The sequence below is a fragment of the Paraburkholderia sp. GAS448 genome, assembly GCF_050435685.1.
Taxonomy (GTDB): domain Bacteria; phylum Pseudomonadota; class Gammaproteobacteria; order Burkholderiales; family Burkholderiaceae; genus Paraburkholderia.
Window position 1 is genome coordinate 184990 of the sequence record NZ_JBNDKT010000011.1, and the last position, 16454, is coordinate 201443.

The window sequence follows — 16454 nt, forward strand, 5'->3', positions numbered from 1 at the left end:
ACCACTTTTGGATGAAAAAATGCCGGCGCGCGCGCCGGCAACAGCTTGTCTGATGCGGCAGCCCGATGGTTCCGGATGGTTCCATCATGGCCGTCGCGGTCAACCGGAACGGCTAGGCAAACAACGTCGCGTACTGATCTTCCGAAAACCCGAGCGTCTTGACCCGCCCGTTGACTACGACCACCGGCCGCTTGATCACGGAAGGCTTGTGGATCATCAGCGCGATCGCTCCGGCTTCGGTATCGGCGGCGGCCTTCATGTCGTCGGACAGGCCGCGCCACGTCGTGCCGCGCCGGTTCAGCAGCGCGTCGAGCGACACGTCCTTCAACCAGTCCTGCACGAGCGGCGCAGTCACGCCAGCTTTCTTGAAATCATGAAACTCGAACTCGACGCCGTGTTCTTCCAGCCATACCCGGGCCTTTTTCACGGTGTCGCAGTTCGGGATGCCGTAGACGACGGTTTTGTTGGCGCGAGCCATCAATCGCCTCGCAGCAGCTCGTTGAGACCGACCTTGGCGCGCGTCTTCGCGTCGACCTTCTTGACAATCACTGCGCAGTACAGGCTGTGCGAGCCGTCCTTCGACGGCAGATTGCCCGCCACCACCACCGAACCTGCCGGAATGCGGCCATACGTGACTTCGCCGGTTTCGCGATCGTAAATCTTCGTGCTCTGGCCGAGGTAGACGCCCATCGAGATCACCGAGTTTTCTTCGACGATCACGCCTTCCACCACTTCCGAGCGCGCGCCGATGAAACAGTTGTCTTCGATGATGACGGGGTTCGCCTGCAGCGGCTCGAGCACGCCGCCAATGCCGACGCCGCCCGACAGATGCACGTTCTTGCCGATCTGTGCGCACGAACCGACGGTGGCCCACGTATCGACCATCGTGCCTTCGTCGACGTAAGCGCCGATGTTGGTGTACGACGGCATCAGCACGACGTTCTTCGCGATGAACGAGCCACGGCGCGCGATGGCAGGCGGCACGACGCGGAAGCCACCGGCGGCGAAGTCTTCAGCGGTGTAATTCGCGAACTTCGACGGCACCTTGTCGTAGTACTGGGTGTAGCCGCCAGCCGGTTGCGGCACGTTGTCTTCGAGGCGGAACGACAGCAGCACGGCTTTCTTGAGCCATTGATTGACGACCCAGTCGCCGTCCTTCTTCTCGGCGACGCGCAGCGCGCCCTTGTCGAGTTGTTCGATTGCATGCGCGACGGCATCGCGCACTTCGGCGGGCGCGGCCTTCGGCGACAGCTCGGCGCGGTTTTCCCAGGCGTTATCGATGATCTGCTGAAGTTGTTGCGACATGTTCGTGGTTTCTGAAAAGTTGAAATCTGATGAAGAGGGTGCCGCTCAGTTGTCTCACGACGTGCCGAGCGAATGGCAAAAGTCGACGATGCGCTGGGCGCCTTCGGTGCACTCGTCGACACCGGCCACGAGCGCGAGGCGCACGAAATTGCGACCCGGGTTTGTGTCGTGCGCGGTGCGCGCCAGAAACGATCCGGGCAGAACCGTCACATTATAGTCGGCGTACAGGCGCTGGGCGAACTGGGTATCCGACAGGCCAGTGCGCGACACGTCGGCCCACAGGTAGAACGCGGCGTCCGGCAGACGCACGTCGAGCACGTCGGCGAGCATGGGCGTGACGGTGGCGAATTTCTGCACGTACTTCGTGCGGTTTTCGCGCACGTGGGCTTCGTCGTTCCAGGCGGCGATGCTGGCGGTCTGATAGACGGTCGACAGCGCCGTGCCGTGGTAGGTCCGGTACAGCAGGAATTTCTTCAGGATCGCGGCGTCGCCGGCGACAAAGCCCGAACGCATGCCAGGCACATTCGAGCGCTTCGACAGGCTCGACAGCATCACGAGGCGCTCGAAGCCGCGGCCCAGTTTGTGCGCCGCTTCCAGGCCGCCAAGGGGCGGTTTCGCCTCGTCGAAATAGATTTCCGAGTAGCACTCGTCGGAGGCGATCACGAAGCCGTAGCGGTCCGACAACGCGAACAGCTCGCGCCAGTCGTCGAGCGTCAGCACGGCACCTGTCGGATTGCCCGGCGAGCACACGTACAGCAGCTGCGTGCGCGCCCAGACATCGGCAGGAATCGCCGCGTAGTCGCAGGCGAAATTGCGCGCCGGGTCGCTATTCGCGAAGTACGGCTGGGCGCCGGCGAGGAGCGCCGCGCCTTCATAGATTTGATAGAACGGGTTCGGACAGAGTACGATCGCAGGCTGGCCATCGATTTTGCGCTGCGGATCGATCACCGTCTGCGCGAGCGCAAAAAGTGCCTCCCGCGAGCCCGCGACAGGCAGCACCTGGGTAGCCGGATTGATGGGCGGCAGGTGGTAGCGCGTCGTGACCCAGCGCGCGATCGACTCGCGCAGCGCTTCCGAGCCCAGGGTGGCCGGATAGGACGCAAGACCGCCGAGCGATGCGACAACTGCATCGCGGATCAGCGCAGGCGTCGGATGTTTCGGCTCGCCGATGCCGAAGCTGATGTGCGCGAGCGCGGCGGGCGGCGTGACGTCCTTGAAAAGCGCGCGGAGCTTTTCGAATGGATAGGGCTGGAGGGAGTCGAGTAGCGGGTTCACTTGGCGGATCGAGCCTGATCGAAGACGGGCGAAGACAGGTGGCGGCAGCGCGTGGCGACCACAATGAGCGTGGCTGCCCGCGAGAACCGGACGATTATAGCCTTCCGAACGGGGGCAGGGCTTAAGACCCACGGCAGGAGACGCGGCAGGCACGGCGCGGGGGAGGGACCCCGGCGCGGCGGTCGCAGCAAGGAGGGGGCATGCAGGCAGTAACAGGCGGAATGACCTTGGATGGGCGGCGCTACGCCGGCCGTCGTGCAGGGGCGCGCCGCAGCAGGAGCTTTGAACAATGAAAAACTGGATCCGAACCGGCTGGCCCACGCTCGCAATCATGATGGGCGCTTCGGTATGGGGCCTCGTCTGGTATCCGCTGCGCATGCTCGCGACGCTGGGAGTCACGGGCACGGCGGCGAGCGCGCTGACGAGCGGCGCCGGGTGTCTCTTCGTGCTGCTGGTGCGCCGGAGCGCGATCGCGACGGTGAAGTGGCACTGGCTGCTGCTGGCACTGGCGCTGGCAGCGGGCGTGACGAACATCGGCTTCGTGTGGGGATCGATTCACGGCGAAGTCATGCGCGTGCTGCTGCTTTTCTATCTCACGCCGGCGTGGACCGCCGTCTTTGCCCATTTCATCCTGCGCGAACGTCTGACGTGGTCGGGCGCCGCGCTCTCGGCGCTGTCGCTGGCCGGCGCGATGATGATGCTGTGGTCGCCGCAGCTCGGCATTCCGGTGCCGGGGAACCTCGCCGAATGGGCGGGGCTCGCCGGCGGCATGGGCTTTGCGTTGTGCAACGTTCTGATCGTGAAGACAAGCCGCGTGCTGCCCGACATGAAACCCGAAATGCGCACCGCGGTTATTTTCGGTGGCGCGGCGCTTTTCGGTGCGTTTGCGTCGTTGTTCGAGGCGATGCCGGCGCCGCCCATGGGCGCCAATCTCGGCACGGCCGCGTTGCTCGTACTTGGCCTCGGCTTCGTGCTGGCGTCGAACAACATGCTTGTGCAGTACGGGCTGTCGCGCGTGCCGGCCAACCGCGCATCGATCATCATGCTGTTCGAGATCGTGATCACGGCACTGTCGGCCTGGCTCTTTGCCGGCGAGACGCCCGGCCCGCGCGAATGGGCGGGCGGTGCGTGCATCGTGCTGGCTTCGGCGCTGTCGAGCTGGGTGCACCGCGCGAAAGCAAAGCCGGAAATCGGTTCTCAGTCCGATTCCGACCGTCAGGAACGGGGACGCGCGATGGTATGATTGCCTCTGCCTGTCGGGGCGCGCCATATCGCGCGCCTGCGGCGCCAGCACCGCGGCGTGGCCGCGTGCCGTTATGCAGCGTTTGCGAACGGCGCGAGCGGCGTTCGCGGTCCGTTCCAATTTTCCCTTTTCAATCAGCGATATCGCCGTGCGTCTGACCTCGATCAAACTCGCTGGCTTCAAATCATTCGTCGATCCCACGCATTTCCAGGTTCCGGGCCAGCTGGTTGGCGTGGTCGGTCCCAATGGGTGCGGCAAGTCCAACATCATCGATGCCGTGCGCTGGGTGCTCGGCGAATCGCGCGCCTCCGAGCTGCGCGGCGAGTCGATGCAGGACGTGATCTTCAATGGCTCGACGGCGCGCAAGCCGGGCAGCCGCGCCAGCGTCGAACTCGTCTTCGACAACGCCGATGGCCGTGCCGCCGGCCAGTGGGGCCAGTATGCCGAAATCGCCGTCAAGCGCGTGCTGACGCGCGACGGCACGTCGAGCTATTACATTAACAACCTGCCGGCGCGGCGGCGCGACATCCAGGACATCTTCCTCGGCACGGGCCTCGGTCCGCGCGCTTACGCGATCATAGGGCAGGGCATGATCGCGCGGATCATCGAGGCGAAGCCCGAAGAGCTGCGCGTGTTTCTCGAAGAAGCCGCGGGTGTGTCGAAGTACAAGGAACGCCGGCGCGAAACGGAGAGCCGTCTGCACGACACGCGCGAGAATCTGACGCGTGTCGAGGACATCGTCCGCGAACTCGGCACGAACCTCGAAAAGCTCGAAGCGCAGGCCGTCGTCGCAACGAAGTTCAAGGAATTGCAGGCGGACGGCGAAGAGAAGCAGCGTCTCTTGTGGCTGTTGCGCAAGAACGAGGCGGGCAGCGAGCAGGAGCGCCAGCAACGCGCCATCGAGCAGGCCCAGATCGACCTCGAAATGCATACCGCGAAGCTGCGCGAAGTCGAAGCGCAGCTCGAAACGCTGCGCGTGGCGCACTATTCCGCCAGCGACGCGATGCAGGGTGCGCAAGGCGCGCTGTACGAAGCGAACGCCGAAGTGAGCCGCCTCGAGGCGGAGATCAAGTTCATCGTCGAATCGCGCAACCGCGTGCAGGCGCAGATCGCGGCGCTGACCGCGCAGCGTGAGCAGTGGCAGTCGCAGGCCGAAAAGGCCCTGGGCGACATTGAAGATGCCGAGGAGCAACTGGCTGTCGCGGAGGAAAAGGCCGCGCTCGCCGAAGATGAAGCGGCCGCGAAACACGACGCGATGCCGGCCCTCGAAGCCCGCTGGCGCGACGCGCAGACGCAGCTCAATGAAGAGCGTGCGGGTATCGCGCAGACCGAACAGGCGCTCAAGCTCGAAGCCGCGCATCAACGTAATGCCGATCAGCAACTGCAGCAGTTGCAGCAGCGTCACGAGCGCCTGAAGCAGGAAGCAGGCGGCCTCGACGCCCCGGACGAAGCGCACCTCGAAGAATCGCGCATGCAGCTCGCCGAGCACGAAGAGATCCTCAACGACGCACAGACACGTCATGCGGATGCGCAGGAGACGCTGCCGCGTCTCGATGGCGAGCGCCGTGCTGCTCAGGAACGCGTGCAGGCGGAAAGCGCACAGATTCACCAGCTCGAAGCGCGCCTCGCCGCGCTGAAGCAGCTTCAGGAAAACGTCCAGACGGAAGGCAAGATCCAGCCGTGGCTCGACAAACATGAGCTGGGCGCGTTGCCGCGTCTGTGGAAAAAGCTGCACGTCGAAGCCGGCTGGGAAACGGCCCTCGAGGCGCTCCTGCGCGAGCGTCTCGCCGCGCTGGAAGTGTCGAATCTCGACTGGGTCAAGGCCTTCGCGACCGATGCGCCGCCCGCCAAGCTCGCGTTCTACGCGCCGCCGGCTGCCGGTCTGCCGGTCGACGCGCCGCCTGCGCTGCGTCCGTTGCTGTCGCTCGTGCGCATCGACGATGCAGGTTTGCGTGCGGTGCTGAACGACTGGCTGGGTCAGGCGTTCGTCGCCGACGATCTGGCTCAGGCGCTCGCCATGCGCTCGCAACTGCCCGCAGGTGGCGCATTTGTCGTCAAGGCCGGGCATATGGTGACGCGGGTGGGCGTGCAGTTGTACGCTGCCGACTCCGAACAGGCCGGCATGCTGGCCCGCCAGCAGGAAATCGAAAACCTGACGCGCCAGGTGCGCGCCCAGGCGCTCCTCGCCGATGAGGCGAAGGCCGCCGCCATCCGCGCGGAAGCGGCACACACGCAGGCATCGCAGGCCTTGTCCGACGTACGCTCGCAGGCCGAGCGCGCAACGCAGCGCGTCCACGCGTTGCAGATGGACGTGCTGAAGCTGACCCAGGCGCATGAGCGCTACACGCAACGCAGCACGCAGATCCGCGAGGAACTCGAAGAGATCACCGCCCAGATCGAAGAGCAGCGCGCGTTGCGTGGCGAGTCGGAAGCGAACTTCGAGCGTCACGATGCGCAGCTGGCCGAGTTGCAGGCGCGCTTCGAGGACAACCAGCTCGCGTTCGAAGCGCTCGATGAGGAGCTGACCGCTGCACGTGCCCATTCGCGCGATCTCGACCGGGCCGCGACTGACGCCCGGTTTGCCGCGCGCAACATGGCGAACCGGATCGATGAGCTGAAACGCAGCATCCAGGTCGCGCACGAGCAGAGCGAACGCGTGGCGGCATCGCTGGAAGACGCGCGTGTCGAACTCGAAACGATCAACCAGCAGACCGCGCACACCGGGCTGCAGGACGCGCTGGAAGTGCGTGCGGTGAAGGAAGAAGCGCTGCACGCGGCGCGCCTCGAGCTCGATGACCTGACGGCGAAACTGCGCGCGGCGGACGAGACACGTCTGACTGCCGAACGCTCGTTGCAACCCTTGCGCGACCGCATCACCGAACTGCAGCTCAAGGAGCAGGCCGCGCGCCTGAACGGCGAGCAGTTCGTCGAGCAACTCGCCGCCGCAGGCGTCGATGAAGCTGAACTGCAGGCGAAGCTCACGCCGGATATGAAGCCGTCGTATCTGCAGGGTGAAGTCACGCGACTGAACAACGCGATCACGGCGCTTGGTCCGGTGAACATGGCGGCGCTCGACGAACTCAAGGCGGCAAGCGAGCGCAAGACCTTCCTCGATGCGCAGTCGGCCGACCTGACGAGCGCAATCGAGACGCTCGAAGACGCGATCCGCAAGATCGACCAGGAAACCCGCACGCTGCTGCAGGGCACGTTCGACGAAGTCAACAAGCACTTCGGCGAACTGTTCCCGCGTCTTTTCGGCGGCGGTCAGGCGAGGCTCATCATGACCGGCGACGAAATTCTCGACGCCGGCGTGCAGGTGATGGCCCAGCCGCCGGGCAAGAAGAATTCGACGATTCATCTGCTCTCGGGCGGCGAAAAGGCGCTGACGGCGACAGCCCTCGTGTTCGCGATGTTCCAGTTGAACCCGGCGCCGTTCTGTCTGCTCGACGAAGTGGACGCGCCGCTGGACGACGCCAATACCGAACGCTTCGCCAACCTCGTGCGCGCGATGTCCGACAAGACGCAGTTCCTGTTCATTTCACACAACAAGATCGCGATGGAAATGGCGCAGCAACTGATCGGGGTGACCATGCAGGAGCAGGGCGTGTCGCGCATCGTTGCAGTCGATATGGAAACGGCATCGGGCTTTGTCCAGAGTGGTGTTTGAGCTTTTGAACGAACAAGCGGATTTGAGCAGGCGGCGCGCCTGCATCACGCTGCGGCTCCATGCCGCGCGGGGCGGGCGCGGTACGCCGCGACGCAGATAAAAGAATTGCTGACGGAGCATGCATGGACGAGTTGACACTCGGTTTGATCGGCGCAGGCGCCGTGGTGGTCGGGGGCGTGGTGGTGTACAACGCGTGGCAGGGCGCGAAGGTGCGCCGCAGGATGCCACGGCCGATGCCACCCGAAACCGCTGAAACCTTTGCGCGAGACGACCAGCAAGAACAGAGCCCATTCATCGAACCCGCGCGGCCGACCACGCGTCGCGAGCCATCGCTTGGCGAATCCGCCGACGCTGCCAGCGCTGCTCGGGTCGAGCCGAGCTTCGGGGGCGCGGGCGTAGCGCCACTCGATACGCCTGCCGATATCCAGGCAGAAACGACGACGCCGAACGGCTTTCCGGAGCCGGTCGACGAAGAGGTGTCGCCGGCCTCCGGCAAGGAGCAGATCGAACCGATCCTGCCTGCCGCGACGACCATCTCTTCCGCACCGCCCGCCGTGGTGGACCGGCGCATCGACTGCATCGTGCCGATCCGTCCTACGGGGCCCGTGGCGGGCGACAAAGTGATCCCGTTTGCGCAGCGTTTGCGTCGCGCGGGCAGCAAGCCGGTTTATATCGAAGGCAAGCCCGAAGGCGGCGGCATCTGGGAGTTGCTGCAGAACGGCGTTCGCTACGAAGAACTGCGGGCGGCAGCCCAGCTCGCAAATCGCAGCGGCCCGCTCAACGAACTGGAGTTCTCCGAATTCGTCACCGGCGTGCAGCAGTTCGCCGACGCGATCGACGCTGCACCGGAGTTTCCGGACATGCTGGAGACCGTCGCCATGGCGCGCGAGCTGGATGGCTTCGCCGCGCAATGCGATGCGCAATTGTCGATCAACGTGATGTCCGACGGTGCGCCCTGGTCGGCGAATTATGTGCAGGCGGTGGCTTCGCAGGATGGCCTGCTGCTGTCGCGCGATGGCACGCGCTTCGTGAAGCTCGATGCGAAGCAGAGCCCGGTCTTCATGCTGCAGTTCGGCGACACCAACTTCCTGCGCGACGACCTGACCTACAAGGGCGGCCAGATGATTACGCTGGTGCTCGACGTGCCGGTCGCGGACGAGGACATCCTGCCGTTCCGTCTGATGTGTGATTACGCGAAGTCACTGTCTGAGCGGATCGGTGCCCGGGTTGTCGACGATCAGCGTCGCCCGCTGCCTGAAAGCTCGCTGCTCGCAATCGAAAAGCAGTTGATGACGCTGTACGCGAAACTGGAGCAGGCGGGCATCCCCGCGGGCTCGCCGGCGACGCGCCGGCTGTTCAGCCAGTAACACCACTTCATTCATCTTCTGACTGCCGGGCGATGTTTGCCCATGTCGCCCGGCAACTCTCTGCTTTTCATTTCCCCACTGCTTTAGCCGTCTCGCGCTGTCGAGCCATGCCTCCATGATGGCGATCATTGGCTGCTCTCGTCCGCGGATATCGTGACGCGTGATTGCCTGCAAAGGCGTCCCGCGCCGTATCGAATCGATGCCAACGCGATCCAGCGAGCGCTTGCCGAAGAGACCGGGAAGCCCCGATATGCAAGTGCCGGCGTGCGCACAATCCTTGCCATCCGGGCGATGCCACGGCCCGCGCTTCCTGCGATAATCTGACATCTCAATGACCTCAGCGAACGCCTTCACAGCATGGCCCGAACCGTTGTCCCCGATCCTGCCACCACGTCCCCGGCCGACCGGGCCGCATGGCTGCGCGCTGAACTGGAGCGCGCCAACCACGCGTACTACGTGCTCGACCAGCCGGACCTGCCGGATGCCGAATACGACCGGCTCTTCAAGGAACTGCAGCAGATCGAGGCGGAGCACCCGGACCTCGTCACACCCGATTCGCCCACCCAGCGCGTAGGCGGTGAGGCGGCGCGCGGCTTCGAACCGGTCCTGCATTCGATGCCGATGTTGTCGCTCAACAACGGCTTCGCAGACGAGGACATCGTCGCGTTCGACAAGCGCGTCTCCGAAGCGCTGGGCAAGTCGCCTGTGGAGTATGCGTGCGAGCTCAAGTTCGACGGTCTGGCGATTTCGTTGCGCTATGTCGATGGGCACTTCGTTCAGGCTTCGACGCGTGGAGACGGCACGACGGGCGAAGACGTCACGGAGAACGTCCGGACCATCCGCTCGATTCCTCTTACGCTGAAGGGCAGACATATCCCGGCAACGCTCGATGTGCGCGGCGAAGTGTTGATGTTCCGCCGCGATTTCGAACGGCTCAACGCACGGCAGCGAGAAGCGGAGCAACGCGAGTTCGCAAATCCCCGCAATGCCGCGGCAGGCAGCCTGCGCCAGCTCGATCCGAAGATCACCGCGCAGCGCCCGCTGTCGTTCTTCGCTTACGGAATCGGCGTGCTGGAAGGCATGGAGATGCCCGCGACGCACAGCGCATTGCTCGACTGGTACAGCGCACTCGGCTTGCCGGTCAACGGCGAGCGCTCCGTGGTCGAGGGTGCGCAAGGGCTGCTGTCGTTTTTTCGCGCGGTTGGCGAGAAGCGCGACGGCTTGCCGTATGACATCGATGGTGTCGTCTACAAGGTGAACCGGCGCGAGGAGCAGGACAGGCTCGGCTTCGTGTCGCGCGCGCCGCGCTTCGCGCTCGCGCACAAGTTCCCGGCGCAGGAGGCGTTGACCCGGCTGCTCGCCATCGACGTGCAGGTCGGCCGTACTGGCGCGATCACGCCGGTGGCGCGGCTCGAGCCGGTATTCGTCGGTGGCGCGACCGTGACGAATGCAACGCTGCACAACGAGGACGAGGTGCGTCGCAAGGACATCCGTATCGGCGATACGGTCATTGTCCGGCGTGCCGGCGACGTGATTCCCGAAGTGGTGAGCGCGCTGCTCGATCGCCGTCCGGACGATGCGCACGAGTTTGTGATGCCGACGCACTGTCCGGTCTGCGGGTCCGCGATCGAGCGTCTTCCGGACGAAGCGATCGCACGCTGCACGGGTGGGCTCTTCTGCCCGGCGCAGCGCAAGCAGGCGTTGTGGCATTTCGCACAGCGCCGCGCGCTTGATATCGATGGCCTCGGTGAGAAAATCATCGATCAGCTGGTCGAACAGAATCTCGTCCGCACGCCCGCCGATCTGTTCAACATCGGCTTTTCGACGCTCGCGGCCCTCGATCGTTTCGCGGACAAGTCGGCACAGAACCTGCTTGATTCGCTCGAAAAGGCAAAACACACCACGCTCGCCCGTTTTATCTATGCGCTGGGAATTCGCCATGTCGGCGAATCGACGGCGAAGGATCTCGCGAAGCATTTCGGCTCGCTCGATCCGATCATGAACGCTTCGGTCGAAGAACTGCTGGAGGTCAACGACGTCGGGCCGGTGGTCGCCGAATCGATTCACCAGTTCTTTGCGGAAGCGCACAACCGCACGGTGATCGACCAGTTGCGCGCGCCAGGCAAGGTGACGTGGGCGGAGGGTCCGCCAGCGCCGAAGGCGCCGCAAGGCGTGCTGGCTGGCAAGACGGTCGTGTTGACCGGTACGTTGCCAAATCTCGCCCGCGAAGCAGCTAGGGAAATGCTCGAAGCGGCCGGCGCGAAGGTGGCGGGGTCGGTGTCGAAAAAAACCGACTACGTGGTGGCCGGCGCCGAAGCGGGCAGCAAACTCGCGAAGGCAGAGGAACTCGGCGTCCCCGTACTCGACGAAGATGGTATGCGCAAGCTCCTGGAGGGGCACCTGACATGATCCGTGAAATCCTCAAGATGGGCGATCCGCGCCTTCTGCGCATCGCCGCGACGGTCGAGCATTTCGATACACCCGAGTTGCACGAGCTCGTCAAAGACATGTTCGAGACGATGCACGACGCAGACGGCGCGGGGCTCGCTGCGCCGCAGATCGGCGTCGATCTGCAGGTGGTGATTTTCGGTTTCGGCCAGAACGAACGCTATCCGGACGCGCCGCCGGTGCCGGAAACGGTGCTGATCAATCCGGTCATCACACCGGTGTCGCTGGACACGGAAGAGGGATGGGAAGGTTGTCTGTCCGTCCCCGGTCTGCGCGGCGCGGTTAGCCGCTTGACGATGATCCGGTACCACGGCTTCGACCAGTTCGGCAAACCGATCGATCGGGTTGCCGAAGGCTTCCATGCACGGGTTGTCCAGCATGAATGTGATCACCTGATCGGCAAGCTTTACCCGATGCGGATCACGGATTTCTCGAAGTTCGGCTTCACCGAGGTGCTGTTCCCGGATCTCGATCCGAACATCGACGAGTGAGGTGCGGTTTCCGCTACACCGGCTGCATGGGCACTCAACAAAACGCCCGCATTCGCGGGCGTTTTGCTTCGGCTGAAAGATGATGCAGGTCGACGAACGACCGGCTCAGAACGACTCGTCCGCGTCCAGATAGCGCCATTGCCCCTGCGGCAGCGCGCCGAGCAATACGCGCCCCATCCGCACCCGCTTCAGGCCCACCACCGCAAGTCCGACCAGTTCGCACATGCGGCGGATCTGGCGCTTCTTGCCCTCGCGCAGGACGAAGCGCAACTGTTCACCGTTCTGCCAGCTGACCATCGCCGGTTTGAGCGGCACGTCATCGAGCGACAGGCCGTGACGCAGCAGGGCGAGACTTTCGGGGGGGAAGCTCTGGTCGATATCCGTGGTCTGCTCGCCCCACGTCACGCGTACCAGATATTCCTTGTCGACATCCGAATGCCCTCCGATCAGCTGTTTGGCGATGCGGCCGTCCTGCGTGAGCACTAGCAGGCCGGTGGAGTCGATGTCGAGACGGCCGGCGGGCGCGAGCGCGCGCAGTTGCGTGGGCGAAAAGCGGATATTCGACCGATCGCCGTCCCAGTGGTTTTCCGGTGTGACCAGTGTCACCGCGGGCAGATAGCCGTCCTCGGCCTGTCCCGACACGTAGCCCACCGGTTTGTGCAGCAGGATGGTGACCTGCTTTGCCTGGGCCGCCTGGGCTGCCGGGTCGATCTCGATATGCTGCTCCGGACGGACCTTGGTGCCAAGCGTGTCGATCCTCACACCGTCGACAAGCACCAAACCTTTCTCGATCCATTCGTCGGCTTCCCGGCGGGAGCACAGACCCAGTTCCGACATGCGCTTCGACAGACGCAGCACGCCCGGTTGATCGTCGTATTCACGTTCGGCGGGATGTGAAGCAGCTTGCGTGGTGCGTTCCGGTCTCGTTGCGGTGGAAGGTGCGCGTCGTGCCGGTTTGTCGTCACGTGCCGGGCGCTCCCGATCGGCCGGGCGGCGGGCGTAGGCACCGGCGGTGTCGCCCGTGCGGGGGGCGCGCGGCGAAGCGGAGCGGTCACCCCGATCGCTGCGCTCGATACGATCGCCGGAACCGCGCCTCGCGGACGTGCCCGCTGTGCGGTCGTCTCGCGCGGGGCGTTCGGACCGGTCCGCATAACCGCTCTTCACCGGTTTCGCGAAAGTGCGCTCTCCGCGCGGGCTCCGCTCGGACGAAGGACGCTCTTTCGGGAACGACGGACGATCGTCACCCTGGCGACGGCCTTCGGCGCTGCGTGCCGGGCGATCCGAATCGCGTCGCGCGCCGGGTGCGCCGCGATCCGCTCCGAACTTCGGGCGCGCGGTTTCACTGCGGTCGCGCGATTCGTCGCGTTCGCGACGCGCGGGCCGCTCGCCGCGTGGGCTGGCATCAGCAGAGCGGGCGGGGCGGGGCGAAAACGGACGCCTGGTCTCGTCCGTGCCGCGGGCGCCGCTGTATGGCCGTTTTGCACCGTCCTCGCGGGGCGCGCGCGCCGGCCGGTCGCTGCGATCTCGCTCGCTGTCAAAACGGCGCGGCGCGCGTTCCCCACCGGTGCGCTCGCTGTCTGCACGACGCGGTGGTCGATCCGCACGGTCGCGGGCACCGGCGAAAGAACCGGGTGCGCGTTCGCCACGCTCGCTGTCTGCCCGTCGGGGTGGGCCGCCAGCGCCTTCGCGGCGCGGCGGGCGATCGGCCTGCGAACGCCGCTCGGTGCGTTCGCCAAAAGTACGTTCGCGCGGTGCGTTGCCCTCGGCGCGTGCAGGCCGATCGCCGGCGCCGGCGCGACCACCGCCCGTCGGCGTGCGCTTGCCGCCCGCCGCTGGAGCGCTCGTGCCGAAAGACCGCTTCACTGCGCCAGCAGGGGCTGCCGGGCCGCCACGACGTGCGCCGCCGCTTTCAGCGCCCTTGCGGGCGCCGGCTCCCAGCATGGACGTCGGCTTGGGGCCGACAGGCTTCGACTTGCTGCGTGCGGCAGCGCTGCCGGAGCGAACGGGGGCGCGATCGGCAGTGGCCGGCCGCGGGTGCTTGGCTGTCAGTTTGACTCGCATGAAATCTCACACTGCAATCGCGCGCAGCAGTTCGGTCTCGACCTGAATTTGCAGGCGGCTGTCCGAGAGGCCGTGACCGTCCAGCAGAAACACGTCCTCGACGCGTTCGCCGAGCGTATTGATCCGCGCCGCATGGACGCCGACCCGATGTTCCGCCAGCACGCGCGCGATCGAATAAAGAAGGCCTGGCCGGTCGTTCGCCGACACGGACAGGATGTAGTACTGGCCGCGCTCGTCAGCCCGAAGGTCGACGCGCGGCGTGACAGGGAAGGTCCGCGACAGGCGTGAAAGACGCCCCTTCGACGGTTCCGGCAGCAGCGGGCCTTCGCCCGAGAGCCGCGCGGTGAGTTGCTGCTCGACCAGATTGGCAATGTCGCGATAATGCACGTCTTCCTCGGTATGTGCGACGAGGAAGTTATCCAGCGCGTAACCGTGCCGCGTCGTGCTGACGCGCGCATCGAGCACTGACAGCGCATTCCGGTCGAAATAGGCGCAGATGGCGGCGAACAGATCCGGCTGGTCCTTCACGTAGACGAGCACCTGCAGCCCCTCGCCGATCGGCGAAGGACGGGCGCGGACGATGGGCACCGGCGTTTGCACATGCCGATAGAGCACACGCGTCTGCCAGGCGATGTCGGCGGCGTCGTGACGCAGGAAATAGCCGACATCGAGTTGCTCCCACAGTGGGCAGTGGGCGTTCTCTGGCACCGTTTCGAGCCTGAGCAGCGCTACCGCCTTTTCCTTGCGCGCTTTCAGTTCCGAGTGTGCATCCGGGCGCGCGCCGCCGAGTACGGCGAGCGTCTTGCGGTACAGGTCTTCGAGCAGTTTGCCTTTCCACGCGTTCCAGACCTTCGGGCTGGTGCCGCGAATATCGGCGACCGTCAGCAGGTACAGGGCCGTCAGCCGCCGCTCCGAGCCGACCAGTTCCGCGAATCGCTTGATGACCTCAGGGTCGCTCGTGTCCTGCTTTTGTGCCACCTGACTCATGGTCAGGTGGTGCTGGACCAGCCAGACGACGAGGTCGCCGTCGGCGCCCCCGACATCGTGGTCGCGGCAGAAGCGACGCGCATCGGCCATGCCGAGGGTCGAATGGTCGCCGCCGCGCCCCTTGGCAATGTCGTGAAAGAGCGCGGCCACGTACAGCACCCACGGGCGCTCGAAATTCGCGATCAGCTGGCTGCAGAACGGATACTCGTGCGCGTGCTCGGCCACCGCGAAGCGGCGCAGGTTGCGCAACACCATCAGGATGTGCTGGTCGACCGTGTAGACGTGGTACAGGTCGTGCTGCATCTGTCCGACAATACGACGGAAATTCAGCAGATAGCGCCCGAGCACGCTCGTCTGGTTCATCAGCCGCAGCGCATGTGTGACGCCTTGCGGCTGCTTCAGGATCTCCATGAAGAGGCGCCGGTTTTCGGGATCGCGCCGCCAGCGCTGATCCATTGCGTCGCGCGCGTTGTAGAGCGCGCGCAGCGTGCGTGCGGACAACCCCTTCACGCCGGGCGTTTCCTCATATAGCAGAAACGCCTCGAGAATGGCGTTCGGCTCGCGTTCGAAGACGTCATCGGCCGCAATTTCGAGCATGCCCTGTTTTTCGACGAAACGGTCCGACAGCACGCGCGTGACGCCGCTCGTAGTCGGAAAAAGTTGCGCCTCGATGTTCTGGACCAGGATCGTAGCGAGTTGCGTGACGGCCTTGGCGGCCCAGTAGTAGCGCCGCATCAGCTGTTCGCTGGCGCGTTTGGTCGCGGTCGCCTTGTAGCCGAAGCTTTCCGCCACCGCGTTCTGCAGGTCGAACACCAGAATGTCCTGGCGACGTCCGGCGATCACATGCAGCCGTGCCCGCAGCGCCTTCAGAAAGCCTTCGTTGTGACGCAGTTCGCGCGCTTCACGGTCTGTGATGAGGCCCCGTGCGTCGAGTTCGCGCCAGCTACTGCCGAATCCGGCCGCCTGGGTAATCCACAGAATCAGTTGCAGGTCGCGCAGGCCACCCGGGCTTTCCTTGACGTTCGGCTCGAGCGCATAGGGGGTGTCCTGAAATTTGGCGTGGCGCTGCCGCATTTCCAGCATTTTCGCCTGGAAGAAGGCGCGGGGATCGAGTGCGTCCCGGTAGCGCCGCGAGAATTCTTCGAAGAGTGTCGCGCTGCCCGTAATCTGCCGCGCTTCGAGAAGCGAGGTGCGCACGGTGACGTCATTGCCCGCTTCCTCGATACATTGCGAGACCGATCGCACGCTGCTGCCGAGATCAAGCCCGAGATCCCACGCGAGGCCGATAAAGCGCTCGATGCGGGCCTCGAGGTGCGCGACCGGTTGGTCGGGCAGCAGGACCAGAATGTCGATATCGGAATGCGGCGCCAGCTCGCCGCGCCCATAGCCACCCACGGCCACCAGCGCGAGCGATGCTGGCAGCTCGCAGGCATCCCAGGCGCCACGCAGTGCACGATCGGTCAGGCGCGCGAGCGCGCGCATCAGCGAATCGACGTTGGTCGCAGTCCTGAAGCGTTCCAGCAATGAGGCTTTGGCCACCTTGTAGTCCGCCTTGAGCGATGTGGCTTGGGAAAGAGCAACCGCTGGAACACTCATGGGCAAACGGGTCA

The 16454-nt window shown here is 65.0% G+C and carries 10 protein-coding genes; 5 read left to right on the forward strand and 5 right to left on the reverse strand.

Annotated elements, in window-relative coordinates; all coding sequences use genetic code 11:
* Positions 1-112: 112 nt before the first annotated feature.
* Genes P3T23_RS21390 through dapC form a run of 3 tightly spaced genes read right to left on the reverse strand, consistent with a single transcriptional unit; the run spans position 113 to position 2580 of the window.
* On the reverse strand, positions 113-478 hold the full coding sequence (locus P3T23_RS21390; protein ID WP_429318118.1) for an ArsC family reductase: 366 nt from the start codon (positions 476-478) through the stop codon (positions 113-115).
* Entirely contained in the window at positions 478-1305 is an 828-nt protein-coding gene (gene dapD / locus P3T23_RS21395) for a 2,3,4,5-tetrahydropyridine-2,6-dicarboxylate N-succinyltransferase (protein WP_429318119.1), read from the reverse strand. Before dapD ends, P3T23_RS21390 begins: the two co-directional genes overlap by 1 nt.
* Before the next feature lie 54 nt (positions 1306-1359).
* Positions 1360-2580, reverse strand: coding sequence for a succinyldiaminopimelate transaminase (gene dapC / locus P3T23_RS21400; protein ID WP_429318120.1), 1221 nt, complete (start codon positions 2578-2580; stop codon positions 1360-1362).
* 289 nt (positions 2581-2869) lie between these two features.
* On the opposite strand from dapC, the gene P3T23_RS21405 reads away from it, so the two are divergent.
* The 5 genes from P3T23_RS21405 (at position 2870) to def (ending at position 11796) form a co-directional block, all read left to right on the forward strand.
* Positions 2870-3823 (forward strand): DMT family transporter, encoded by a 954-nt coding sequence (locus tag P3T23_RS21405; protein WP_429318121.1) that lies wholly within the window; start codon positions 2870-2872, stop codon positions 3821-3823.
* A 148-nt stretch (positions 3824-3971) separates the two neighbouring features.
* Positions 3972-7490: a chromosome segregation protein SMC gene (gene smc / locus P3T23_RS21410; RefSeq protein WP_429318122.1), complete on the forward strand. Its 3519-nt coding sequence runs from the start codon at positions 3972-3974 to the stop codon at positions 7488-7490.
* Positions 7491-7612: 122 nt separating this feature from the next.
* Positions 7613-8857: a cell division protein ZipA C-terminal FtsZ-binding domain-containing protein gene (locus tag P3T23_RS21415; protein ID WP_429318123.1), complete on the forward strand. Its 1245-nt coding sequence runs from the start codon at positions 7613-7615 to the stop codon at positions 8855-8857.
* Positions 8858-9214: 357 nt separating this feature from the next.
* Positions 9215-11266, forward strand: a complete 2052-nt coding sequence (gene ligA, locus P3T23_RS21420) for an NAD-dependent DNA ligase LigA (protein WP_429318124.1) — start codon at positions 9215-9217, stop codon at positions 11264-11266.
* Complete coding sequence (gene def, locus P3T23_RS21425) at positions 11263-11796, forward strand: peptide deformylase (protein WP_429318125.1); 534 nt, start codon at positions 11263-11265, stop codon at positions 11794-11796. The genes ligA and def overlap by 4 nt, the downstream gene beginning before the upstream one ends.
* A gap of 105 nt (positions 11797-11901) precedes the next feature.
* Here the strand turns inward: def and P3T23_RS21430 are convergent, their stop codons facing one another.
* Positions 11902-13857 (reverse strand): pseudouridine synthase, encoded by a 1956-nt coding sequence (locus tag P3T23_RS21430; RefSeq protein ID WP_429318126.1) that lies wholly within the window; start codon positions 13855-13857, stop codon positions 11902-11904.
* Between the two features lie 6 nt (positions 13858-13863).
* Positions 13864-16440, reverse strand: a complete 2577-nt coding sequence (locus tag P3T23_RS21435; protein WP_429318127.1) for a [protein-PII] uridylyltransferase — start codon at positions 16438-16440, stop codon at positions 13864-13866.
* Between the last annotated feature and the right edge of the window lie 14 nt (positions 16441-16454).